Source organism: Chroococcidiopsis thermalis PCC 7203, assembly GCF_000317125.1.
GTDB classification, from domain to species: domain Bacteria; phylum Cyanobacteriota; class Cyanobacteriia; order Cyanobacteriales; family Chroococcidiopsidaceae; genus Chroococcidiopsis; species Chroococcidiopsis thermalis.
In genome coordinates, this window is record NC_019695.1 from 2207803 (window position 1) to 2232570 (window position 24768).

A 24768-nucleotide genomic window follows, 5' to 3' on the forward strand; every position below is an offset into this window, starting at 1 on the left:
TTAGCCTGCGTTTGCCAATGCCTAAACGGAATCTCCAACAGCCAAAGCCAGAGAATTTGTGGATAGAGGGACTGAAAACTGTAGGTCTGAGCTTGTTTTTAGCATTTGGAATTCGTGCTGGTGTCGCCCAGTCTTTTTTTATTCCTTCTGGTTCAATGGAACCGACCCTAGAAGTTGACGATCGCTTGATGGTAGACAAACTCAGCTACCGCTTTCAAGCACCCCAAAGAGGCGACATTGTAGTATTTCAACCACCTCCCGCTGCAATCTCTGCGTGTGGATTGCCATCTAACTCGCAAGATTCGTTTATTAAGCGAATCGTGGGACTCCCGGGGGAACGAGTCGCAGTAAAAGCGGGACAAGTGTATATCAACGATCGCCCTCTAGCAGAAAACTATATTGCCAGCAAACCAGATTACGAGCAATCGGTTCGAGTTATCCCACCGAATTTTTACTTGGTACTGGGAGATAATCGTAACAATAGTTGTGACGGACACGAATGGGGCTTTGTAAAACGCGATCGCATTATCGGTAAGGCGATCGTCCGTTTCTATCCCTTCGATCGCATTGGTCTTTTTAGTCGCAATCGCTCTTGATTAGTGGGTGATGAGGCGGGAGTTGGCAGGGGCGCACAGCTGTGCGCCCCTACCGACAACTGAATTAGTAGACAGCAATGCTTGTGTCCTAACTTAATAGCTCAAATGCATCTATCGCAAGGTAAGTTGTATGTATACAGGACTGCAAACGAACTTTACCAGCGATTGAGTTTGTCGCACGAGTTATGTCGCACAACCGCCCCTCCAACTATTATTTCAACTTAACCGAGCGAGAACGCTCCAATTTAAAACGCACAGTTGATTATTCCAGCGTGCAGTCATTGCCAGAAATTTGGGCGATCGCTGTCAAAAAATTCGGCGATACCGTGGCGCTGCACGATCCCCACCTCAAACCAGAGACAACTTTCACCTACAATCAGTTGTACCAGCACATTCAAATCTTTGCCGCAGGATTGCAAGCGCTGGGGGTAGCAGCAGGCGATCGGGTGGGACTCATAGCTGATAACAGTCCGCGTTGGATGATTGCAGATCAAGGAATATTAACCGCTGGGGGAGTGGATGTCGTGCGTAGCTCCCAAGCGGAAAAACAAGAATTACTATACATCTTGGAACATAGCGGTAGTACAACCCTGGTAATAGAAGACCGCAAGACTTTAAGTAAAGTGCGCGAAGGCTTGGACAAACTACCAATTCAGTTGGTGGTGTTGCTGTCAGATGAAATTCTAGATGAAAGCGACTCGCTCAAAATTATGAATTTCTCTCAACTGATGGCGGTGGGAGAAAACCAACCACTCCAACCAGTAGCACAGAATCGGGATACCCTTGCCACCCTGATGTACACTTCTGGGACGACGGGTAAACCCAAGGGTGTCATGCTGTCTCACGGAAATTTACTGCATCAAGTTACGTCATTTGGCGCAGTCGTACAACCAGAAATTGGCGATCGCATTCTCAGTATCTTACCTGTCTGGCACTGTTACGAGCGGAGTGTCGAATATTTCCTCCTTTCTCAAGGTTGTACCCAGATATACACGAATATTCGTCACGTCAAAGCAGACTTAAAAGCATTCAAACCTCGCCTCATGGTAGGCGTTCCTCGGTTGTGGGAATCGATTTACGAAGGGGTGCAAAAACAGTTCCGCGACCAACCCGTTAAAAAACAACGTCTGATCTATTCCCTGTTGAATATCAGCCAACGTTACATAAAAGCACGGCGAATTGTTCGAGGATTAGCATTAGATAACCTCTATCCTTCTCCATTGCAACGCCTGCAAGCTGGGATTCAAACCGCAGTTTTAGCACCGATTCACAATCTTGCAGATCGTCTGATCTACAAACAGGTACGAGAAGCAACGGGAGGACGAATTAGGCAGGTGATTAGCGGTGGTGGTTCCCTTGCCATGCACCTCGAAAACTTTTTTGAAATTGTTGGTGTCGAAATTTTAGTAGGATATGGTTTAACCGAAACCTCTCCCGTGACCCACGTTCGTCGTCCTTGGCGCAATCTACGCGGTTCCTCTGGGTTGCCAATGGCAGGCACGGAAGCCAAAATCGTCGATCCTGAAACTCGCCAAACCTTACCACCGATGCAGCGCGGCTTGGTCTTGATCCGAGGACCCCAGGTGATGCAGGGTTACTACAAAAACCCAGAGGCGACAGCCAAAGCGATCGATCCTGAAGGTTGGTTCGATACTGGCGATTTAGGTCTAGTTACACCGAAAAACGACATCGTGCTGACAGGTAGGGCAAAAGATACGATTGTCTTGTCTAACGGTGAAAATATCGAACCGCAGCCAATCGAAGATGCGTGTCTGCGCAGTCCTTACATCGACCAAATTATGCTAGTCGGACAAGACCAGCGATCGCTCGGAGCCTTAATCGTCCCTAACTTAGAAGCATTGCAGCAGTGGGCAGTTTCTCAGAATTTGCAATTGGCTTTACCAGAGGTAAGACAAGGGGGACAAGGAGAACAAGGGGGAACTCCCGACTCCCGTACGGGCGGGTTTGGAAACCCACCCCTACCGACAATCGATCTCAACCACCCAGCCATCCAAAACTTATTCCGCCAAGAGTTAACGCGGGAAGTTCAAGACCGTCCAGGGTATCGTCCCGACGATCGCATCAGTACATATCGGCTGATTTTAGAGCCATTTTCAATTGAGAATGGAATGTTAACCCAAACCTTAAAAATTCGCCGACCCGTTGTCATGGAGCGCTATCACGATATGATTGACGGGATGTTTAGGTAATCTTAGGATTACCGCAAACTATGTAACAAATACCAATCATCAACTATGGATGCCGCAAACCCTCAACAGATGTTGTTAAAGCGCCCGATCAACGTCAAAGCAGTTGTGACTCCCCGCTGGAAAGATGAAGTCCAGCAGCAGCTACAAGCACAAATTAACGCCGTTGACCAGCAATTGCAACAATTAGAAAAACAAGGACAACGGGCGATCGCCGAGATCCAAAAACAAAGCATACAGCCTCCAGGTCCAGAAACTCGCCAGCAGATCGAAAGCATTCAACTGCAAGTCAACGAGAAGAAAAGCGAACTGTTGGAGCAAAAAAACCAGAGTTTGCAGAACCTTCAGCAGGTGCAACTGCTCGAAATGAATCAAGAAGTCAGCCAATTTCAATTAGAAGGGATCTTCAGCGTCCAGCCAGGGGACAACTTGATCGCCAAACTTCAAGTTGAAATTCTGTTGCGCGACGGAATTGTAGAAGAAATTCGCGGTGAAATTTAAGCATGGGTAATGGGTAATGGGTAATGGAAAATGTGGATCGTGAATGGTGAATGGTTAATAGTTGATGAAAATTAACTACCAACCACCAACTACCAATTACCAATTACCAACTACCAATTACCATCTCACTAAAGGTAAAATAACCTTCTAGTTTATTTCTAAAAACTAATCGATCGCGCTCTGTTGGGAAACCACTCCATGACTCTACACGAAGTTTTCATGCCCGCTCTCAGTTCTACAATGACCGAAGGCAAAATTGTCTCTTGGGTCAAATCGCCTGGTGACAAGGTAGAAAAAGGCGAAACAGTCCTAGTAGTTGAGTCCGATAAGGCAGACATGGATGTGGAATCCTTTTACGAAGGATATTTTGCCACCATCCTCGTCCCCGCTGGAGAAGCTGCCCCTGTAGGAGCTACAATCGCCTTAATTGCCGAGACAGAAGCAGAAATTGCGATCGCGCAACAACAAGCGCAGTCGGGAAATCAAACAACTTCAGCACCTGCTGCTACAACTTCCCCAGGGCAGACAGCAGATGTAAAAAATACAGCCCCTACTCCAACTCCAGTCAGTGCAGTTGCAACTGACTCTCAAGCTGAGTCTCAAAATGGTGCAAGTCGTAGTGATGGGCGGGTTATCGCTTCACCCCGCGCTCGCAAGTTAGCGAAGGATTTAAAAGTCGATCTAAATACTCTTAAAGGTAGCGGTCCTCACGGTCGGATTGTAGCGGAGGATGTGGAAGCTTTTGCTGGCAAGACTACAGCCCCATCGGTTCCAGCAAAACCTCAAGTAACGACTCCTAGTGCAGCCCCAGCACCTCAACCAGTTGCTACCCCTACCCCTGTAAGTACCGTTGCTGGCTCCGTGCAGCCCCTCACCACATTACAAAACGCTGTGGTACGGAATATGGTTGCTAGCCTGCAAGCACCTGATTTTCGGGTGGGTTATACCATCACTACCGATGCACTAGATAAGCTTTACAAGCAAATTAAGTCCAAGGGCGTAACAATGACAGCTTTACTAGCTAAAGCTGTAGCGGTGACACTACAAAAGCATCCATTAGTGAATGCTAGTTACTCAGAACAGGGAATTGTCTATCACCCTAACATTAATATTGCTGTGGCTGTAGCAATGGATGACGGTGGCTTAATTACGCCAGTGCTGCAAAACGCCGACAAATTAGATATCTATTCACTTTCTCGCAATTGGAAGTCTTTAGTAGACCGTGCCAGAGCCAAGCAGTTACAACCAGAGGAATATAACAGCGGCACGTTTACGCTGTCAAATTTAGGGATGTTTGGCGTAGACCGTTTCGATGCTATTTTACCCCCAGGACAAGGAGCAATTTTAGCGATCGGTGCGTCGCGTCCCCAGGTTGTAGCTACAGCTGATGGAATGTTGGGCGTGCGCCAGCAAATGCAGGTCAATATGACCAGCGACCACCGGATTATTTACGGCGCTCATGCAGCAGCGTTCTTGCAAGATTTGGCAAAGTTAATTGAAACGAACGCTCAGTCTTTGACAATGTAGTCTATCTCGCACTCTTGCGACTGTAAGTCGCGACTACACAAACTAAGTCTGCCTGCGCAGACTGATGCGATCGCAATTCTCGATTGCGTGCGTGACAGTAGTAGGGGCGCACAGCTTTGCGCCCCTACTTATTATGTGTTGTACCCAATTGAAAACCTCTATAAAATGGCAGTTTTAGCCCGCGCAGGCGGGTTTTGTCTGTGTAGCAGCGAATTCTATTCGCCCAAACTCTTAACATTATCTACCGATCGCCAACCACTCCAAAGTAGAGACAATCGGGCATTCATTATTCAAAATAGTGAAAGTGAACCAAGAAGTAGGGAACAAAATCAAGTCACAAGTCGCAATTAATTCCGAATTCCGAATTTTCTCTCCACGCACCACGCACCACTCATATGTTAGATCTGATTAGCTCAGGGTTGGTTGGTTTTTGGCTAGGTGTGGCAGGGATACACCCTGAAGCATCAGCAGCATGGGAATTATTGGCGCTACAAACTGCTCCGGCACTAGTGCTTAACTCAGTACCAGATAGCGTGGCGGCGACAACCTTGCAGCAGTATTTACAAGGGTTGAAAACCAAAGGAATAACCAGCCCCGAGCAGGGAATTTGGATACAGTCGGGACCGTTACTACTGAGCGAAAATAACGGTCGAGTTCCCTTACCGGCTGCCTCGTTGACGAAAATAGCTACATCCCTAGCTGCGTTAAAAACTTGGGGAGCAAACCACCGCTTCCAAACGCTGATTAGTGCCGCAGGACCGATTCAAAAAGGAGTTCTAGAAGGAGATTTAATCGTTACAGGCGGAGGAGATCCGCTGTTTGTTTGGGAGGAAGCGATCGCCCTGGGGAATAGTCTGAATCGATTGGGAATTTCTCGCGTTACGGGCAATTTGGTAGTGACTGGTAATTTTGCCATGAACTATCAATCCGATCCCCTCAAGGCTGGAGAACTGCTCAAACAAGGACTGGATGCCTCTACCTGGAAAGCTGCTGCTAAAATGCAATACTCTACCTTACCTCCAGGTACGCCAAAACCGCGTGTCTCGATCGCCGGAACCGTACAAGTTGCTGCGATCGCCAATCCCAAGCAAATCTTATTACTACGTCATCATTCTTTATCTTTGGCACAAATTCTGAAGGAAATGAATGTTTACAGTAATAACGAAATGGCACAGATGTTAGGGCAAATGTTAGGTGGAGCGCCAAGCGTGCGCCAAATAGCGGCAACAACCACGGGAGTGCCAGACTCAGAAATTTTGTTGGGTAATACTTCTGGACTAGGGATGGAAAATCAAATTTCTCCCAGGGCAGCTTGTGCGATGTTTATGGCAGTACAACGAGAATTACTTCCCTATAAACTGAGCGTTGCTGACTTATTCCCCGTATCGGGACGCGATCGCCGAGGTACGCTAGAACTACGCCACGTCCCTGCGGGTGCTGTCGTCAAAACCGGAACCCTGAACGAAGTCAGCGCCTTAGCAGGAGTTTTACCCACCCGCGATCGCGGTTTGGTTTGGTTTGTCATTATCAATAGAGGATGGCAGCTTGAAAGTCTGCGCGCAGGACAAGACAAATTCCTGCAAAATCTTCTCCATGAATGGCACGCCTCCCCCGTCATTCCTACCGCGATCGCTCCCCACGCGATCGGCGTTACCCCTACTCCCCTGGGTGCAGCGAGTCGAAACGAGATTTTGTACAAGGGATGACAGTTATCAGTGTAGAGACGTTACATGTAACGTCTGTACTTATCAGTTATCAACGACCAATGACAAATGACAAATGACCAATTCAACAATCAACTTTTGTAACCAATTCAGCTCGATCTTGTTTTAAATTTGCAAACAAACCTTAATTTTCTGTAATTCTGCTTTAGGATCGGCATGAGTAAAGCTAAGAGGCAAGAGGTGAAAAACAAACAGTCAGTTCTTTCCTACTCCCTACTCCCTACTCCCTACTCCCTACTCCCTAACAATGCGCATTTTAGTTGTAGAGGATGACGAGTTTATCGCTAATGCCCTAGATTTGGTGCTATCCGAGCAAAATTATGCTGTAGAAATAGCAGCCGATGGCGAATCAGGGTGGGAACTAGTTCAAGCTTACGAATATGACCTGATCCTGTTAGATGTCATGTTGCCAAAGTTGGACGGAATTGAACTGTGCCGTCGCGTGCGATCGCAGGGTTACAAAATGCCAATTTTGTTGCTGACCGGACGAGATAGCAGTCACGATAAGGCAATCGGCTTAGATGCTGGTGCAGATGATTATCTGGTCAAACCCTTTGACCAAGAAGAATTATTTGCCCGCGTGCGAGCTTTATTGCGGCGTGGAAATACGAGTGTTTCGCCAGTATTAGAGTGGGGAGAGCTACGACTCGACCCGAGTAGCTGTGAAGTGACTTATAGCGGGCGATCGCTACAATTGACTCCCAAAGAGTACGCCTTGCTAGAACTGTTTTTACGGAACAATCGCCGGGTTTTCAGTTGCAGCGCCATCTTGGATCGTGTTTGGTCGTTTGATAAAACTCCAGGGGAAGAAGCCGTAAGGACGCAAATTAAAGGACTGCGGCAGAAATTAAAAGCAGTTGGCGCACCCGCAGATGCGATCGAAACCGTCTACGGGATCGGCTATCGTCTTAAGTCGCCATCGGTCAATAAACTCACAATACCATCATCTGAAGAGCCAAGCGAGCAGACGCGACAACAAACTCTTACGGCTTTAGCAGGAGTATGGGAGCGATTTCAGGGTAGGGTAAACGAGCAGGTAACGCTATTAGAACAAGCTACAACTCAAATCTTGCCAGCTCAACTGACAGTAGAGCAACGTCACCATGCAGAACAAGCTGCTCACACTTTAGCAGGTTCTTTAGGTACTTTTGGTTTTGCCACAGGTTCGCAACTAGCACGGAAAATCGAACGTAGTTTGCGAGCCAAAAAGCCGATGAGTCAAACAGAAACAAAGCATTTGCGAGAACTCGTAGCGGCTTTACGCCGCTCGATAGAACTAACTCCTCCCGAACTGACAACACCCGTCGTAGTTAAACAAGAGTTGCCGCAATTGTTAATCTTCAATAGCGATCGCCATTTGGCAGAGCCATTGATCGAAGAAGCGGGAGTGTGGGGCATTCAAGCAGAAATAGCCACTCACCTAGAATCAGCTAGGAAAGCGATCGCTTTATCGCCACCTCAAGTCGTATTACTCGATCTTGATGGCAATACAGCAGACAGCTTAGCACTCCTAGTCGAACTTAAACATCGCTATCCCTCCTTGCCCGTTCTCGTCCATAGCGATCGAGATAATTTGATGACGCGACTTGAAGTTGCCCGTTGTGGCGGACATGCCTTTTTACCCAAGCCCGTACCGCCAGCCCAAGTTTTACAGGCAGTCACCCAATTACTACCAAAGGAAGCGACAGCAGCTAAGGTGATGGTAGTGGATGACGATCCTCAGATCCTGGCTACCCTACGCAGCCTGCTAGAACCGTGGGGTTTGAGGACGATTTGTATCGAAGATCCGCGTCGTTTTTGGGAAACACTAGAAGCCTCAGCTCCAGATTTGCTCATTTTAGATATCAATATGCCCCATCTCAGCGGCTTAGAGCTGTGTCAGATCGTGCGCCAAGATTCGCACTGGTGCGGATTGCCAATTTTATTTCTGACTGCCTACAGCGATGCCAATACGGTAAATCAAGTGTTTGCAGTTGGGGCGGATGATTTTGTCAGCAAGCCGATTGTTGGACCGGAACTCGTAAACCGAATCATGAATCGGCTCGATCGGATCGAACTTTTGCGCAACTTAGCAGAAATTGACCCGCTGACGGGAGTTGCTAATCGCCATAAATCTACTCAAGACTTAGAACGCTTGCTAAATCTAGCAAAGCGGCATCATCAACCCCTCTGTTTGGCAGTTTTAGATATCGATCGCTTTAAGCTAGTCAACGATACCTGCGGTCATGCAGTGGGCGATGCGGTGTTACGTCAGCTGGGACAGTGGTTACTGCATTCGTTGCGTCGAGAAGATATAGTAGCTCGTTGGGGTGGTGAAGAATTCATCTGCGGTTTGTACGGTATGACCAGCCAAGACGGAGTACAGCGATTGACAGATATCTCGATCGGATGGCAGCAACAGCAGTCTACACACCCTCAATGCAACATACCCATCACCTTTAGCGCTGGAATTGCCCATTACCCGCAACACGGTGCAGATCTAGAAACTTTGTATCGTGCAGCAGATAAAGCTCTTTATCGCGCCAAGAAAAATGGGCGCGGGCGTGTGGTTGCATCTAAGGAGACAGTGACCAGTGACCAGTTATCAGTGGCTAGTGATTAGTGGCTAGTGACAAGAATTGAGTCTAGTCACTAGCCACCAGCCACCAGCCACCAGCCACTCACCAATGACCAATGACAGCCAAACGCATATTAGTAGTTGACAACGAACCATATATCCAAGAGGTTGCCCAAATTTGTTTGGAGATGGTAGCGGGTTGGCAAGTTAGCACGGCTAGTTCTGGTAGCGAGTGTTTGACCAAAGCCGCAGCCGAACAACCCGATGCTATCCTCCTTGATGTGATGATGCCTGAGATGGATGGATTAACAACTTATAAAGAGTTGCAGGCAAACAAAGCAACAAAACATATTCCCGTGATTTTCTTGACTGCCAAGGTACAACCAGCCGATCGCCGCCGCTACGCTCTGTTAGGTATGAAAGATGCGATCGCCAAACCCTTCGATCCTCTTCAGCTAGCCTCTCAAGTCGCTACTACTTTGGGCTGGAATTAAATCATTACAATTCGCTACTACTCGTCGATAACTGACAACTGTACGGGCGGGTTTAGCAAGCTAGATTGACCACCAAAGCGATAAATTTTGGCTCAAAACCCGCCCCTACGATAACCGCTCGCTGTTTCCTCACAAGTTCCTCAAATTGTCAGCTTATTCTAACAATAGAAGCAGATCGGTTACCCTCAGATATGAGAAACCGAATTCTGCTTGCTCAGCACCAATCCTGTAAGAACAGATTTAACAAACTCATTCGCAATTTTTCACAATTTCATAGATATTTCAGCAAGACCCAACAACTAACAACCAACAACTAATTTTGGAGACTTGCCCATGAGTACGCGAGAAGAAGCAAGAGAGGCAATGACGCAGCAGCGCCAGCAGGAAGAAAATTTGCAGCAGTCTATGTTGCAGCGTACAGAAGCAGAGTTAGCTGACTCTGGAGATTCGGAAATCCAACAAACAGCCAGAGAACGCATGACCGAACAAAGGCAACAAGAAGAACATCTCCAGCAGTCTATGTTAAGCCGTTCTGCTGCTGAGGTAGGTCTACCCACCCAAACAGACCCATCTGTTCAAACGCAATAGCTTGCTAGTGAATTTTAGTTGAATTAGGAGGGAAAAATATGTCGCTCAGTAGAACATCACGGCAAGTCGTACAGTTTGTATGGAATGCTTTAGCACAACTGGTAACTTATTTAGGAGCTGCGGTTAAGCGAATTTTTGCTCCGAACGACGACCAGTATCCAAATACAGGAGTTCAGCCTTTTGAAGGTGATATCAACGATAAAAAACACCGTTCTAAAGCATAGTAAATGCAGAGACATTAAAGGTTAGAAATTAGGGGTTAAGACGATAAAAATAATTCCTGTACAGACGAGTTTTGTAGGAAGATTGTTGTCACTAACCATCGAGACTTTACTAAACCCGCCCCTACGGTTTCTGACTGCTGTAGGAGCGGGTTTCGCGTGAAGATTATTGCTGTAAACTGCCAATTTTTTGCTAAACCCATCCCTACGATAACTGATGCGATCGCCTAACAAATTTAGGTTTTTGTCTGCAAACTAACAGACATCCATACGGTTTTCATTATATTGTGTCAATCTATCTTTTGATAGAGAATCTCTTGACCAATGGTCGAGATGCAACTAACTAACAGGCTTGATTACAAGAAGAACGGTTGAAGCAAAATAGTTGTGATTATTTGCCATCGCTTAGCCAGAGTGAATTGTGCTGCCACAATAGGAAAAATAGTTTACATCAGTTCATATTTTTGTTAACAAACTTAACTAGAAGTTTTAAAAAATTTTTATTTTCTCACAAGTTCCTCATATTTATCACTTAGATTAAAACTACGACGATTTATGCAGATTTTAGAGATTGATAGATTGAGGTATAAAAAATGACTAAAGCAGTTGTGAACTTAACATTACCAATGGTTGTCGAACACATTGAAACTGCGTTAGAGGATTATCCTCATTACCCCTATCAAAAAGCTTTTGCAATTCCAGACTTACGCCAAAAATTGATCGCTTATATTTTAAGCAGAGTTGCTAACTCCTATACAGTTTTGGAAGAAGGAGAAAATTGCACTACTTTCGGAGATTGTAGTTCTTACCGAAAATTGCAGATCGAAAACTTAGCAAAGCAAGGAATTCAAGAGATATTACAGCAATATTGGGAATGGATCGTTCATCATATTCCTTCAGAAACGGAATCTGGATTAGCACCTTCCCACTGGTTTGGTTAGAGTCAGTTCTGAATTCTAAATTTTGAATTTGGAATTGTGACGATGTGCCTCCGATAGATCTGCATAAATAGACTCAATCTTGCTGCTGTACGTCAGTTTCCACACTTTCACCCCAATCATTAGCTATGTCTACACCAACTTGTCCTTGTTGTTCTCAAACATTACTACGCCACATTAGTGCTAAAGGCATTTATTGGTTTTGTCCGGCTTGCTATCAAGAAATGCCAACCTTAATTACAGAGGTTCTCGCAAGACGAAATCGAGAATTATTGACACTCAAAGTCTAATCGTCATTTCAACCGAGTTTAACTTGACTCAGAAGGAAATATTTTTTGAATCTGCTCTTTAATTCCAGCTAAATCGATGTAGAGATCGGCAACATTGATCAGACTATCACTAGTCATAGACCGAAGACTGACGACCTCTACCCGTACACCTTGATAAGAAACTGCATCAACTGCATAGGCAAGATCTCCATTTCCACTAACTAAAACGGCTGTATTATAACAGCCAGCTAGGGTCATCATATCAACGGCTATTTCTACATCTAACTTTGCTTTTTTAGAACCGTCAGGAAATTGAATTAAGTCTTTACTAACGACGCGATAACCATTACGACGCATCCAAAGTAAGAAACCTTGTTGTTTATCGTTGATCGGATCGACACCCGTGTAGAAGAAAGCACGTAAGAGAGGGGCTTCTGCTGTTAACAGGCACAGCAGTTTAGTATAGTCTATTTCAATTCCTAGTTGTAAAGCAGCATAGAAGAGGCTAGAGCCATCGATAAAAATAGCGACTCGACCCCGACTGAAGGTATCTAATAGCTCACCGTTAGAGTGTGTGTTAGCCTCCTCGTAGGGGTTGATCTCTTTCTTCATCTGTCTGGTCAAGATTTTGCTGCGATCGAGAACTTCATCTTGTGTTATCTCTTGATAAAAAGTCATTGATACCTCAGAATTTGGAGATTGAGTTTGACTAGAACGATAGCAAAATGTAATAACTTACTTATACTAAAACGACCTGTATCGAACCAGCTTACTAGTACAGGTATTGCTAATTTGGATTAAATTGTAACAAGCTAATCTGACTTGGTTAGCACGGTCATAATATATAAACACAATATATAAACACAAATGTAAGAGGTAACTGTCTGGTAAAATTCACAGACTTTAAATCTAATCTGAAACTTTAACAATTAGCAGGCTCAATCCATTGTCATTTAATACTCTTAGTTAGTTAGGTATATCTAATTCAAAACGAATTGCTACATACGATACATAATCGATCGCTACAAGCGATCCAAAATTAACAGTTAAGGATAAAAAGTTGAATATTCATATAAATAAAACAATTTCTTTATTTCTTTATTCATAAATTAAAATGGCTTAATTTTTCTTAAGAATAAAGGCTGAGTTTGTCTTCAAAGGGAGCAGATCGCCTTTTAGAGATTGCTACTTAAATCTTGTCGTCGGAAAATTATCATATCTTTGCCCACAACTGGACTACGAGCGATTATATTTCCTTTGGGATCGATCGCCTCCAAGCGACTGAAATCGAGTTCTCTGGATCTTTCTAGCATTTGAGCTGCTAATTTGTCTTGCTCGGAAGACGGGAGATCGTACCAGTCATCGCCAAGCGTGAGTACCAAATTGCTACCCCCAAAATTGGGTTGAATAGACTGTATTAATCCATCCGCAACGCGATCGCTAATTTCTTCAACTTGCTTTTGAATTGAGGCGACTAAAATCTCCTCTGGTGTCAGTTGTGCAACTAGGGTAGGCATTGACTCAGGAGGTGTGACAGTCTTTACTGGCTGCGGTACATCGGTTGCAGTTAACTCACTAGGAATAGCTATTTTTGGTTCAACTTCCACTGCGGAAGATGGTTCATCTGTAAGGGAAGGAGTCGTAACCTTTGGCGGTTCCGGTGTGGAAGGAGGCGTTGTCGCGATTGGTATTTCCCGTTCAGAAGCAGGAGTTGTAGTAACTGCTGGTAGTTCTGGTGCTGTAGGGGAAGGAATTGCTGTAACTGCTGGTAGTTCTGGTGCTGTAGGGGAAGGAATTGCTGTAACTGCTGGTAGTTCCGATCTGGGAGTAGGAGCAACTGCAACCTCTGTAGGGTTACCTGAAAATAGATTTGAGGTTGTCAGCACCAAAACTACTACAACTCCTGCCATAATTCCGGTCAAAGCAGAGTTAGACAGCTTACCTGAAAGATTTGCTGGTAGCACAGAGCGAATTTTTCCCAAAACAGAACCCCAGCCATCTTGTAAAGGTTCCCACCAACTTGCTTCAGTCGTGGTTGTGGGTTCAGCTTCTAGTTGAGCGATCGCTCCTTCTATAACTCCGATTGTGCCACGCAGCAGTTTAATTGTTTGTGTTTTTACCGCTGCTTGAAAGGAATTTGCTTTTGGCTTACGTTCAGGGGAAGGTGACTTTTGGGAATTAGACGGTTCCTGTGACATAAATTTCTTCCTCCCAGGCAGCGAAACAGTCGAAGATAAGTTAAATTCTTAGCGGGTGCTGCACCTAGCTTATCAGTTAACAGTTATCAGTTATCAGTGTCTAGTGGCTAGTGGCTGGTGACTAGTGACTGGATAAAGACTCTAGCCACTAGCCACCAGCTACCAGTCACTCACCAATTACCAATTACCATCTTATGAGTTTCAAACGCCGTCAATTTCTCTTCCTAAGTACATTGAGCTTTGTTGGTGTGGCGCTGTGGAACAAAATCCACGGACGTGCAGCCGTTACGCAGGATAAATCGACAATTACTGCTGGTGCTGACGATTTAAAGCCTAAACCGCCTGCAAATCCTTTGTTACGGTTTATCTCGGTGGCAGATACCGGAACGGGCGATCGCGGACAATATGCTGTAGCTGAGGCAATGACTGCCTATCATCGTCAAAACAAGTTTAATTTGGCAATTTTGGCAGGAGATAATATTTACAACAACGGCGAGATCGAAAAAATTCAAGCTGTATTCGAGCGTCCCTATGAACCCCTACTCAAACAAGGGGTTAAATTTTATGCTTGTCTTGGCAATCACGATATTCGCACCGCTAATGGCGATCCTCAAGTGCGCTATCCTGGCTTTAATATGCAGGGACGATTCTATACTTTCCGCCGCGATCCGGTACAGTTTTTTGCTCTCGATACCAACAGCAACGCCGATTGGGATACTCAACTAGCTTGGTTAGAAAAAGAACTCAGTCGCAGCGATGCGCCTTGGAAGATCGTATTCGGACATCATCCGGTTTATTCTTCGGGTCACTACGGCAATAATCAAACTTTTATTAAACAATTTACACCACTCTTTCAGAAGTACGGCGTGCAACTCTACATTAACGGACACGATCATAATTACGAGCGATCGCGCCCCATTAATGGTACGACATATATGATTACTGGTAGCGGTGCGGGGACTCGTCCTGTAAATCGTTCTGAGTGGACGGCGCTTTCTGCAAGCAAGTTGAGTTTTGCCACTTATGAAGTGTATGCCGACAGAATAGAAGTAAGTGCGATCGGTACAGATAGTCGAGTTTTTGACAAAGGTAGTATTAAATTGCGATCGGCTTAGTGAGAATGATGAAAAAATTACCTATGATTCCTCAACATTCCGAATATGCTCGATTGCCACAACGAGCGCCTCAAGCATAACTTCAAAACTAGCATCAGTCGAGCGCTCTAGAGTTAACATTTTCCCTTGTTCTAAGGCAATAAAACCATTGACTGTCGCATTCACCATTCGCATTGCGTCTACAAGCTGCTCTGAGGTAAATTCATAAGGCTCTAGTATTCTACGAAAGAAGTCCAGAGTTTCCTGAATAATTGCAGATGCTTCAGGATCGGACGGTTGCAACTGAAATTGCATCATCACTTTATAACGGGCTGGGTGCGATCGCGCATAGTCACGGGTTGCTCGTCCTCCAGCTTTCAGTAACTCTTTAGAATCGCTCAGTGCTTTACTTCTTGGCTGACAAAACGCCAAAAAATCTTGCCAAAGTGCTAGTGCTACTGCTCGTTTGAGGGCTGGATTGCCATCTAAATGCTTGTAAATAGCTGGCGGTTTAATCCCTAATTCCCTCGCCACTCGATTTACACCTAGAGCTGATTCTCCCTCGCGATCGAGACAAGCGATCGCAGCAGTAATTACATCTTGTTGCGTTAGAGAATTTTCTTTTGTCGGACGACCCATAGAAATATTTAATTAGTTAATATAGTTAACTAAAAGTTAATATAATTAATTTTACCTACTTATGCTGTCAAAGGGATGGAATACGCAGACTGTAGGGGCGCACAGCTGTGCGCCCCTACGAATGCCATGCATGTAACTAAAAATTCAATCTCCCACAAACATATGAACGATTTTGTCTTTACTCCTGCCCACCAGCTAGCCCAGATGATACGCGATCGCACTGTCTCAGCTGCGGAAGTCTTGGATTCATATTTGGATCGAATTGTCAAGTACAATTCCCAACTCAATGCTATTTGCACGCTGGATGCAGAACGCGCCCACGAACGCGCTGAAGAAGCAGATGAAGCCCTAGCCCGAGGAGAAAACTGGGGCGTTCTCCACGGTGTACCCATTACGATTAAAGATGCGTTTGAAACTGCCGGACTTCTGACTACTGCCGGATACAAACCTCTAAAAGATTATATTCCCGCAACAGATGCAACGGTAGTAGCGCAACTGCGTGGAGTGGGAGCTGTGATTATGGGTAAAACAAATCCAGCTAAACTGGCAGGTAATTTCCAGAGTACAAACGATCTGTTTGCACGGGTTAATAATCCTTGGAACTTAAATTATACGCCTGGTGGAAGTTCTGGAGGTAGTGCGGCAGCGATCGCAGCGGGACTATCACCATTAGATATTAGTAGTGATATAGGAGGTTCAATTCGCCAGCCAAGCCATTTCTGCGGCGTATATGGACTCAAGCCTACAGATCGGCGAGTATCTACAGCGGGTCACATTCCCGAAGTTCCAGGCATGTCTCGTTGTATTCGGCAAATGTTGGTAGCAGGTCCGATCGCTCGTTCCATTGAAGATTTACAATTATGCTTTTCACTCATTGCGGGAGCCGATCCGCGCCAACCAGAAGTTCCACCCGTTCCTCTAGATAGTCCCAGCTGCAAGAGCCTGCAACATGTAAAAATTGCTTGGACAGACGAAGTCAATCCGTATCCGGTGGCTCAATCGATTAAATCTGCAATGCAAGCAGTTGCCCACAAGTTATCAAATGCCGGAACGCAAATTGACCAATGGATACCAAAATTTGATTTTATCTCAGCTTGGCAAGTCTACCTGACAATTTCTGCTTACACTTCACCCATTTCGCAACCATTTGACTTTGATTATGTCCGTGACTCGCTGACTTTAATGTTAGGCGAAGCAACTCAAGGCGATCGCGGATTACGCAAAATCAGTAACGTGCCTAAAATTGGGTTTTCCACTGCGTTGAATCCTAACATGAAAGGCTATTTTGCCGCATTAACTCAGCGCGATCGCTTTATTGCTCAAATGGATGCAGAACTCGAAGCGTGGGATGCATGGCTTTGTCCCGTAGCAATGACACCTGCATTTCAGCATTGTCCAACAGGTACGGCAATTGAGATTGATAGTAGAAAAGTACCTTATCTGATGGCTTCGGGTGCTTATACAATTCCCTTTGCTTTTACAGGTCATCCAGTCGTGGTAATTCCGGTAGGATATACACCGGATGGATTGCCGATTGGAATGCAAATTGTGGGTAAGCGTTGGCGCGAAATGGAATTATTAGCGATCGCTCAAGAAATAAACCAAGTTGTGGGTAACTTTCAACATCCGCCTGGTTATTCTGATGATTGAATTGTTTTCTGCAATTCCCTTTTGAGCAGACATTTTAGCCAAAAGGCTATTATCTTAGAAAGCTAAAGCGCGATCGCTCACATTATGGCTTCTAGTAAACTTTCATTAACATCTGGTCGGCAGTGGCTGACCGGGATAGCTTCAAGCGAAACATTTATTTATATTATCAAGCGGCTAGCACAAGCTCTCTTGACATTATTACTAGCATCTGCGTTGTCATTCTTTATTATTCAACTTGCTCCAGGGGACTATCTAGATACCCTGCGGCAAAACCCCAAAATTTCCCCAGAACGGATCGAGCAACTGCGACAACAGTTTGGATTAGATCGTCCTTGGATCGAACAGTATTTCCGTTGGTTGTGGCGGATTGTGACTCAGGGTGATTTTGGTACGAGTTTCGTCTATCAGCGTTCCGTGTCTTCTTTGTTGTGGGAGCGGGTTGGAGCCACCTTACTACTGGCAATTTCATCTTTAATTGTCACCTGGGCGATCGCCATTCCTTTAGGAATTGTCGCCGCCGTAAAGCAAAATCAGTGGAGCGATCGCGTTTTACAAGTTATCAGCTACACCGGACAAGGATTTCCTAGCTTCATCACTGCCTTGTTACTCCTGATCTTCGCTCAAAACGTCTCTCCCCTATTTCCCGTAGGAGACATGACGAGTATCAACCACGCCGATCTCACGCCTCTAGGTAAAATCCTTGATGTTGGCTGGCACATGATTTTACCCACCATAGCTTTAAGCATTACCAGCTTTGCAGGCTTGCAACGGATCGCCCGTGGCGAACTTCTCGACGTACTCCGTCAAGATTATATTCAAACTGCCCGCGCTAAAGGACTACCAGAAAACCGTGTGATCTACGTCCACGCTCTGCGTAACGCCATCAATCCCCTAATCACCATCTTAGGATTTGAACTGGCTGGGTTGTTAAGCGGTGCGTTTATTGCCGAATTCTTCTTCAACTGGCCTGGATTAGGGCGCTTAATTTTGCAAGCAGTCTTAGCTCAAGATTTGTATCTCGTCATGGCAAGCTTGGTCATGGGAGCCGTAATGTTAATTGTTGGTAACTTAATTGCTGACCTACTACTCAAAGTCGCCGACCCCCGGATTAAGTTGGAGAACCCCTAATCAGTTATCAGTGACCAGTAACCAGTGACCAGTTACTTACGACTTACGACTTCTGATTCATGTTGTCCCAAATCTACTACATTGCGCGTTCTAAGTCTGATGGCAGCTATTTAGTTGCCCGGGTAAATCGCGATGTAGCTGAGAAAAACACAGGCTATTTGTTACTATTTAGCGAGCATTTTGAGGCATTGACTTATCTGAATACTCATGCTGCTAGTGTAGCCGACCAATTTGCAATTGAGTCGATTCCTGGTACTCAACTAGGAGCGTTATTGAAGCGTTGGAATTTTATTGGTGTCGGGATCGTACGCGATCCATTATTACCAAAGATTGAATTTCTCATCTGTGATTAGTATTAAATATATCTATCCTGATGTAGATGTAACTAAATCAAAGATTAGCGCTAAATAAAGAAGGTTGGTTCCGAATTTTGCTGAATTTCAGCGAAACGTAGCCATAAATTACAAGTTTGTTATTACAATTGTCGATCGCAGGAGAAACCAGTATGCGCTCTGTTCGATTCAATTTATCTGCGTTGCGCCCAGTTCGCATTTTATTTGCTATCTGTGTCAGCGCGTTGCTAGTATTCTCTCAAGCGCTTCCCGCTTTCAGCGCTCCTGTCAATCCCGGTGGTAGCCCCACTGCTCCCCAGCAAGGTGAAGCTCAGCTAAGAGGCATTGAGAAAGAAGCCCAAGAAGCAGTACTCAAAGATCCTTACTCGCGCAAAGAAACGCAAACCAAAGCTCAAGAAGGACTCAATGAAGTTCAAGGAGCTGCTGACTTAAACAAGATGAGTCGTCCAGAAAATGCTAAAGCAACCTCAGTAGAAGACAAACTGAAAAATGCTTTGGAATCAGTTACTGGTAAAAACTAAAGCTTTTGATGTAGCTTAAAGATTCGGAACATTAATATTGCTTGACGTGTGGGGATGATTCTGGCGGTGGTCATCCCTTATTGCTGTCTTTTGTCTGCCTTCTCCTACTACAAACCAGCAAACTCTGCATCTGTAATCAGGCGGGGATTTTTTGTATTAGCAGAGATCCAACTGCGATCGCGAATAGCTAACTTGCAGGCAGAATAAGTTTTGTAAGTTTTGCCATTATTGACAAATGTACTGTCGCCGCGATCGCCACCAAAAACAGCCCAATCTGTCTTTTTATAACGACTCGGCTTTATAGTTCCCCACATCTGTAGCATTAACGCACCAGACCCATTGCAAATGCGTGCGTTCCATACCTTTGTTGGAGAATAGACTTTTGATATGTTGCCACATGCGGACATAATCGGTCGTCGATTTGTGCCTTGAGCTGCACTCCAAGGATACCAGTTGCCATTCATTTCGTGAGCGAGACGAATGAATGTAAGTCGGCAATTTCGGTATTAATTTCCCTTTGGCGAATCTCGGAATAGCTCAAAGTGCGGCAACCGTCAATTTGCAATCCGGCTTGAGCAGCTCTAAATCGCTGTTGTGCTTGAGCTATAAGCGCCTGCGCTTTTTTTCCCTCAGCTTGCGCTTGTTCGTAGCGGAGAAAATCTTTTTCGGCTGTAGCTGAAGAAACGCTCCCAGCCTCTAACAACCCCTAGGCGCGCTCGGCATCAACTTTAGCAGTTTGAGTGGCAACGTGACGCGATCAAGTTCGCTTTGGGCTGCTTCAACAGGCTCCTCCACAGTGAAAGTACCGATTTCAGTTGCGAGACAAACAGCAACGAACCCGTACCATTACGGTGTGCATATAAGTTAATTCTGATTAGAAGGCTCGATGAGACGTGGTTTTAGCGTGTAGGGAGAAAAATCTACAATTCCCATCATTCCTCCATTAAAGGCTAACTATCGGCTTGCGGATCGCTAAATTCAGCGCGATCTCTAGATGAGGAATTTTTGACACGATCGGGTTCATTAATTATGTAATCCAAAATACTTATTGTAAAGAGAAAGAAAATTTCTTAAGTATTTCTTTGAAATTATTTGTTGGTAATTGGTCACTGGTCACTGGTCACTGGTCACTGCTCCCCTGCTCCCTACTCTCTGCTCCCTAATAACTGTCAACTGAATTTGTGGTTTCATGTCACAATATCTGTTGATGCGTGCTAAGCCTTTTGGTGTATGCCGAACTATATAGTAGAATGCTCTGGTTTGCTCGATACTGGGCTTGCCAGTATCGATCCGACTGCGACCCTCGTTCGCGGATCTGAGTACAGGCGATCGCGCCCCAAATAGTAGCTTAATATTTACGATCTGATTTTTTATTTATGATTTTTACGGAGCGACCGATTGAGTCATTGTCGCTTTCGGTGTCTGAAATTTTCGTGTGAGGAAGTGCGGTGAAACAACAGCATTTATTTCTAGTGCGTAACTTCTGTTCGAGTCTAGCTGTAGCACTCTTAGCAACCGAGCTAATTAAGATTGAACCAGCACCAGCGATCGCGAGCGAAACTCCATCTGTTGATAGTGCGATCGCGATGAAATCTGAACCTAGTAAAACTCAGTCAATTAAAGCTACCAAACAAGGTTACCTGCAAGCAAAAAGCTCGTTTCGTCACTCCCAAGCCTCGGTTCTCTTGTCAAAACAGGAAATTGGGAGTCGAGAGTCGGTAGGAGCGGGTTTCCAAACCCGCCCGTACGAGAGTCGGGAGTCGGTAGGGGCGGGTTTGGAAACCCGCCCGTACGAGAGTCAGAAGTTGAGAGCAAAGGAGACTAAAAGCAGCAACCGTCAACCATCAACCGTCAACCACCAATTACCAACAACTGTCAGCCAACAACCAACAACCAAACCTAAACCAGCCCAGCCGCCTGCTAATTCTCAGTTAAACGATCGCAAGGCTCAAATACCTAGTTATCTCAATCCCAATCCCAATCCATTGCGATTTCCCACAAAACCAGAAGAAGTACAGGTTGTAGGCGCTCAACCAATTACTTTCCAGCAGGCGTTAGACCTAGCACAGCGTAACAGCACGCAACTGCGAGAAGCAAGGCTGAACGTACAACGGAGTCAAGCACAACTGCGACAGGCTTTAGCAGCAGAATATCCACGCTTGAATCTGGGTGCGGGTGTAACTAATACAGGCAACAATATTTTTAGCGAAGAACCGGAACCATCGTTTCTCCAGCAATTAACTGGCAGTCAAACTGATACCAATAATACCCGAGTGACTGGTAATCTATCGCTAAGCTACGATTTATTCACTTCTGGTTTACGTCCTGCTAACATTCGCGCTGCTGAAGAACAGTTGCGTTTTAATCAGTTAGATTTAGAACGGACGCAAGAAGAACTGCGCCTCAACGTTGCCAATGACTATTACGAATTGCAACGAGCTGATGAGAACGTGAGGATTCAGCGATCTTCTGTCAACAATGCTCAGGCAAGTTTACGCGATGCCCAAGCCCTAGAACAAGCTGGGGTAGGAACTCGCTTTGCCGTCCTCCAAGCTCAAGTACAGTTAGCGCAGGCTACCCAAAGATTAACCGATGCCTTAAGCCAGCAACGAATTGCCCGCCGTCAAATTGCAACGCGAATTAATTTAAACGACTCCATCGTGGTTACGGCTGCCGATCCGGTAGCAGTTGCTGGACAGTGGAACTTTTCCTTAGAAGACAGTATCGTACTGGCTTTTAGAAATCGTGCCGAACTAGAACAGCAGTTAGCACAGCGTAACATCAACGAACAACAACGACGTGCTGCCTTAGCTCAATTAGGACCGCAAATCAGTCTTGCTGCTCAATATAACCTGAACGATACCTTTGACGATGGCACAAACTTTCAAGATGGCTACTCTTTAGGAGGAAACTTAAACTTAAGTTTATTTGACGGTGGAGAGGCAAGAGCAAGAGCTAGGCAGGAAGAGGCAGATATCGCGATCGCTGAAACCAATTTTGCCGGACAGCGTAACCAAATTCGCTTTGAAGTAGAACAAGCTTTCTCTCAGTTGCAGTCTAATTTGGAAAACATTCAAACAACTTCTGTTGCTTTAGAACAATCTCGGGAAGCGCTGCGATTGGCACGCCTCAGATTTCAAGCAGGTGTAGGGACGCAAACAGAAGTAATTGATGCTGAGGATGACTTAACTCAAGCGGAAGGCGATAGAGTCAATGCGATTCTAAACTACAACCGCGCCTTAGCCCAGATTCAGCGATCGATTAGCTCTGGTCAGCAACGCTGAACTAGGAGCAAGAAGTGAGGAGTGAGGAGTGAGGGGACAAGGAAGACAAGGGAGAGGGGGAAGATGGGGGAGAGCGCTCTCGAAAATTCTTTGAGTGTCCTCCCACACTTCCCACACCACGCACCACTCTCTTTCCCTCACTCCTCGCTCCTCACTCCTCATTTAGGCTTTCCCTCTCCAGGAAGAGATTGCGGGGTAGAAAGAATAAACTTTTCTGGGTTTCTCAGGAAGGAATCGCAATTCTTGTCAAGAGCAACGCAGATGTTACCTAAAGCGAGTTGATATTCTTCGATATTGCCTTGTTTGAGAAACAGTTTAGCGGCTGTTTGTAAATCTTCTACTGCTTCGCGATCGCTCTGTCCGCTATATTGAGCTAGCTCGTAGCGAACAATTCCCCGCTTGAGATAGGCTTCTGCTTCTTGGGAGTCGATACTGAGCGCTCGGTTAAAATCTCCAATTGCGGCTTTGTAGCCCGTACTCAAGTCCCCTTTATACTGCGCCAGTTTGTAGTGAACGATGCCGCGTTTGACCAGTGCTTTGGCAGCACGGGGATTGAGCCGCAAAGAGCGATCGAAATCTTGAATTGCTTGCTGATATTCTTTTTCGGGATTTTTACTATACTGAGCAATTTCATAACGTACCATGCCGCGACTGAGATAGGCTTCGGCTTGGTTGGGTTTGAGTCCCAGAGTACGATTGAAGTCTTCAATCGCTCGGCGATAGGTACGGTCGGGGTCGCCGCTATGCTGGGCAACTTCGTAGAGGGCGTTACCTCGGTTTAAATAGACTTGAGCATCCTTGGGATTGAGCTTGATGGCGCGATCGTAATTATCAATTGCCCCTTCATAGTCTCCTACTTTGTAATAAGCATCGCCCTGCTTGTAGTAGGCAACAAAATTATTGCCGCTTTTTGCTGCTACTTTGCCGTCACTTGGTGGTTCGGGGATGGAGGTAACGCTAAAACGACTGTCAAAGGGCAGTTGCACGTCACTTAACACCTGCATCAACAGGATCAAGCTCACAGCTCCTAGACTAAACGTACCCATCATCATCAGGTTGAACTTTCTGCGGCTCAGCCTTCTACTTCTTGGCAGTGTTAAAAATAATGGTGCGTGTTTGCTGAGCGTGGCAGATGAATAATAAGCGGCGGAGCGATCGAGCGCTCGATACTGTCGATATACAGGAGGAGTACGCTTAGGTGGCAAAGGTTGGAGGTGTTTTTTCTGTCTGACTGCCTCCAAGGACGGAAACGGGTCGCGCCCGCCTAATTTTACTGCCCGCTCGCACCAAGGACAGCTTTGCAGGTGATCGCTGTAGCGATGCTGATTGTTGGCGCTACAGGTTGTCAAAGCGTTTTCTGCTTCTTTGAGGGCAGCTTGCCAGGTTTGGGCGTTGGGCCGGAGATTGGGTTGAGAATGACCTGCATCAAAACACTTGACAAATAACTGCCTCAAACTAGGGTGTAAAATCTCCCAGTTTGGTGCAATCGGCGTAGGCTTGTACGGTACTGGCTTGCTGCCATAGGTGAAATGTCCTGCCGCTATCCGTGCTGCATAGGGTGGGGGGTCGCCACTACCTTGATAAATTCCTGAAAAAGGATGAGTCCCTTCCATTAGCAGTTGGAAGATCAGGACTGCTAGCCCAAATAAGTCGTGTTCTGGGGCGCGATCGATCTGTCCGAAATTCTTTCCTTGCAGTTCTGGCGGCGTAAATTCTGGCTTGCCGACACCGCAGCGATAAATAGCTGCTGTTTGTAGGTCGCGGACTTGAAACGAATCCGTATCTACGAGGGTGACGAGAGCCGTATCGCTGACTAAGATGTTAGATTCGTTCACATCTCCAACGCAATACCCGCGTGCGTGCAGCGCTCCCATGGCAGCGGCAATATTACGGGCAGTTCGATGGAGATAGAGGTAGTTGAAGAACGGGCATTTTTGCCGTCGCGTTTTGGGATTGTAAAAATCGAGTAGGGAGTGCATCCCTTTGACTCGCGGCATCAGAAAGCCGACGACCCGATTGCTGCCATCAGTTGACCTCAGCAACTCTTCAGGCCAAGCGATCGAAATATGTCCCTGCCCCGCCATAGGGTTATCTGGCGGGTTAGCAAGCATTGCTGTGAGCTTAGATGCCTGAATCTCTCTAGGCTTGTGATAAACCTTTGCTACTAGTGCCTCGTTCTGCGGTACAGTAAAGACACGGGCTTCTCCCCCATGTCCGAGACTAGAGTTGGGGTCCAACGTGATAATTTGGTTGTTGGAGCTTCGTTGCAACCGCATGGC

The 24768-nt window shown here is 45.8% G+C and carries 23 protein-coding genes; 17 read left to right on the forward strand and 6 right to left on the reverse strand.

From position 1 onward, the window contains the following. Positions 1-17: 17 nt before the first annotated feature. The 11 genes from lepB to CHRO_RS31940 all read left to right on the forward strand — a co-directional run bounded on the left by lepB (position 18) and on the right by CHRO_RS31940 (position 11643). On the forward strand, positions 18-596 hold the full coding sequence (gene lepB / locus CHRO_RS09730; RefSeq protein WP_015154033.1) for a signal peptidase I: 579 nt from the start codon (positions 18-20) through the stop codon (positions 594-596). Between the two features lie 185 nt (positions 597-781). After that, positions 782-2806, forward strand: a complete 2025-nt coding sequence (locus CHRO_RS09735; RefSeq protein ID WP_015154034.1) for an AMP-dependent synthetase/ligase — start codon at positions 782-784, stop codon at positions 2804-2806. 45 nt (positions 2807-2851) lie between these two features. Beyond that, positions 2852-3304 (forward strand): YlqD family protein, encoded by a 453-nt coding sequence (locus CHRO_RS09740; protein ID WP_015154035.1) that lies wholly within the window; start codon positions 2852-2854, stop codon positions 3302-3304. 198 nt (positions 3305-3502) lie between these two features. Beyond that, positions 3503-4831, forward strand: a complete 1329-nt coding sequence (locus tag CHRO_RS09745) for a dihydrolipoamide acetyltransferase family protein (protein WP_015154036.1) — start codon at positions 3503-3505, stop codon at positions 4829-4831. Positions 4832-5226: 395 nt separating this feature from the next. Then, positions 5227-6537, forward strand: coding sequence for a D-alanyl-D-alanine carboxypeptidase (locus tag CHRO_RS09755; RefSeq protein ID WP_015154037.1), 1311 nt, complete (start codon positions 5227-5229; stop codon positions 6535-6537). Between the two features lie 265 nt (positions 6538-6802). Further along, positions 6803-9157 (forward strand): response regulator, encoded by a 2355-nt coding sequence (locus CHRO_RS09760; RefSeq protein WP_015154038.1) that lies wholly within the window; start codon positions 6803-6805, stop codon positions 9155-9157. A 71-nt stretch (positions 9158-9228) separates the two neighbouring features. Further along, positions 9229-9606: a response regulator gene (locus tag CHRO_RS09765; RefSeq protein ID WP_015154039.1), complete on the forward strand. Its 378-nt coding sequence runs from the start codon at positions 9229-9231 to the stop codon at positions 9604-9606. Between the two features lie 333 nt (positions 9607-9939). Beyond that, positions 9940-10194 carry a hypothetical protein gene (locus CHRO_RS09770; protein ID WP_015154040.1) on the forward strand — a complete coding sequence of 85 codons (255 nt, stop codon included), beginning with the start codon at positions 9940-9942 and terminating at the stop codon, positions 10192-10194. Positions 10195-10232: 38 nt separating this feature from the next. After that, complete coding sequence (locus CHRO_RS09775) at positions 10233-10418, forward strand: hypothetical protein (protein ID WP_015154041.1); 186 nt, start codon at positions 10233-10235, stop codon at positions 10416-10418. A 590-nt stretch (positions 10419-11008) separates the two neighbouring features. After that, entirely contained in the window at positions 11009-11356 is a 348-nt protein-coding gene (locus CHRO_RS09780; protein WP_015154042.1) for a hypothetical protein, read from the forward strand. 125 nt (positions 11357-11481) lie between these two features. Then, positions 11482-11643: a hypothetical protein gene (locus CHRO_RS31940; RefSeq protein ID WP_015154043.1), complete on the forward strand. Its 162-nt coding sequence runs from the start codon at positions 11482-11484 to the stop codon at positions 11641-11643. Positions 11644-11661: 18 nt separating this feature from the next. Here the strand turns inward: CHRO_RS31940 and CHRO_RS09785 are convergent, their stop codons facing one another. Next, complete coding sequence (locus CHRO_RS09785; RefSeq protein WP_015154044.1) at positions 11662-12300, reverse strand: LabA-like NYN domain-containing protein; 639 nt, start codon at positions 12298-12300, stop codon at positions 11662-11664. A gap of 497 nt (positions 12301-12797) precedes the next feature. Beyond that, entirely contained in the window at positions 12798-13820 is a 1023-nt protein-coding gene (locus CHRO_RS09790) for a hypothetical protein (protein WP_015154045.1), read from the reverse strand. Positions 13821-14014: 194 nt separating this feature from the next. Here CHRO_RS09790 and CHRO_RS09795 point away from each other — a divergent pair, with 194 nt between their 5' ends. Then, positions 14015-14935, forward strand: coding sequence for a metallophosphoesterase family protein (locus tag CHRO_RS09795; protein ID WP_015154046.1), 921 nt, complete (start codon positions 14015-14017; stop codon positions 14933-14935). Positions 14936-14956: 21 nt separating this feature from the next. Here CHRO_RS09795 and CHRO_RS09800 read toward each other — a convergent pair whose 3' ends face one another. Next, positions 14957-15553 (reverse strand): TetR/AcrR family transcriptional regulator, encoded by a 597-nt coding sequence (locus tag CHRO_RS09800; protein ID WP_015154047.1) that lies wholly within the window; start codon positions 15551-15553, stop codon positions 14957-14959. A gap of 162 nt (positions 15554-15715) precedes the next feature. On the opposite strand from CHRO_RS09800, the gene CHRO_RS09805 reads away from it, so the two are divergent. The 4 genes from CHRO_RS09805 (at position 15716) to CHRO_RS09820 (ending at position 19205) form a co-directional block, all read left to right on the forward strand. After that, positions 15716-17203: an amidase gene (locus tag CHRO_RS09805; RefSeq protein ID WP_041462422.1), complete on the forward strand. Its 1488-nt coding sequence runs from the start codon at positions 15716-15718 to the stop codon at positions 17201-17203. Positions 17204-17287: 84 nt separating this feature from the next. Then, complete coding sequence (locus CHRO_RS09810) at positions 17288-18331, forward strand: ABC transporter permease (RefSeq protein WP_015154049.1); 1044 nt, start codon at positions 17288-17290, stop codon at positions 18329-18331. Between the two features lie 59 nt (positions 18332-18390). Then, positions 18391-18684: a hypothetical protein gene (locus CHRO_RS09815; protein ID WP_015154050.1), complete on the forward strand. Its 294-nt coding sequence runs from the start codon at positions 18391-18393 to the stop codon at positions 18682-18684. A 152-nt stretch (positions 18685-18836) separates the two neighbouring features. Further along, positions 18837-19205 carry a hypothetical protein gene (locus CHRO_RS09820; protein WP_015154051.1) on the forward strand — a complete coding sequence of 123 codons (369 nt, stop codon included), beginning with the start codon at positions 18837-18839 and terminating at the stop codon, positions 19203-19205. A 107-nt stretch (positions 19206-19312) separates the two neighbouring features. Here the strand turns inward: CHRO_RS09820 and CHRO_RS09825 are convergent, their stop codons facing one another. After that, the gene (locus CHRO_RS09825) at positions 19313-19669 is read right to left on the reverse strand and encodes a hypothetical protein (RefSeq protein WP_041462423.1); all 357 of its coding nucleotides are present in this window, start codon (positions 19667-19669) and stop codon (positions 19313-19315) included. Further along, entirely contained in the window at positions 19666-19908 is a 243-nt protein-coding gene (locus CHRO_RS09830) for a hypothetical protein (protein WP_015154052.1), read from the reverse strand. The genes CHRO_RS09825 and CHRO_RS09830 overlap by 4 nt, the downstream gene beginning before the upstream one ends. A gap of 745 nt (positions 19909-20653) precedes the next feature. Between CHRO_RS09830 and CHRO_RS09835 the strand changes: the two genes are divergently transcribed. Next, positions 20654-22489 carry a TolC family protein gene (locus CHRO_RS09835; RefSeq protein ID WP_015154053.1) on the forward strand — a complete coding sequence of 612 codons (1836 nt, stop codon included), beginning with the start codon at positions 20654-20656 and terminating at the stop codon, positions 22487-22489. Between the two features lie 158 nt (positions 22490-22647). Here CHRO_RS09835 and CHRO_RS09840 read toward each other — a convergent pair whose 3' ends face one another. Then, positions 22648-24765: a tetratricopeptide repeat protein gene (locus tag CHRO_RS09840; RefSeq protein ID WP_015154054.1), complete on the reverse strand. Its 2118-nt coding sequence runs from the start codon at positions 24763-24765 to the stop codon at positions 22648-22650. Positions 24766-24768 lie beyond the last annotated feature (3 nt).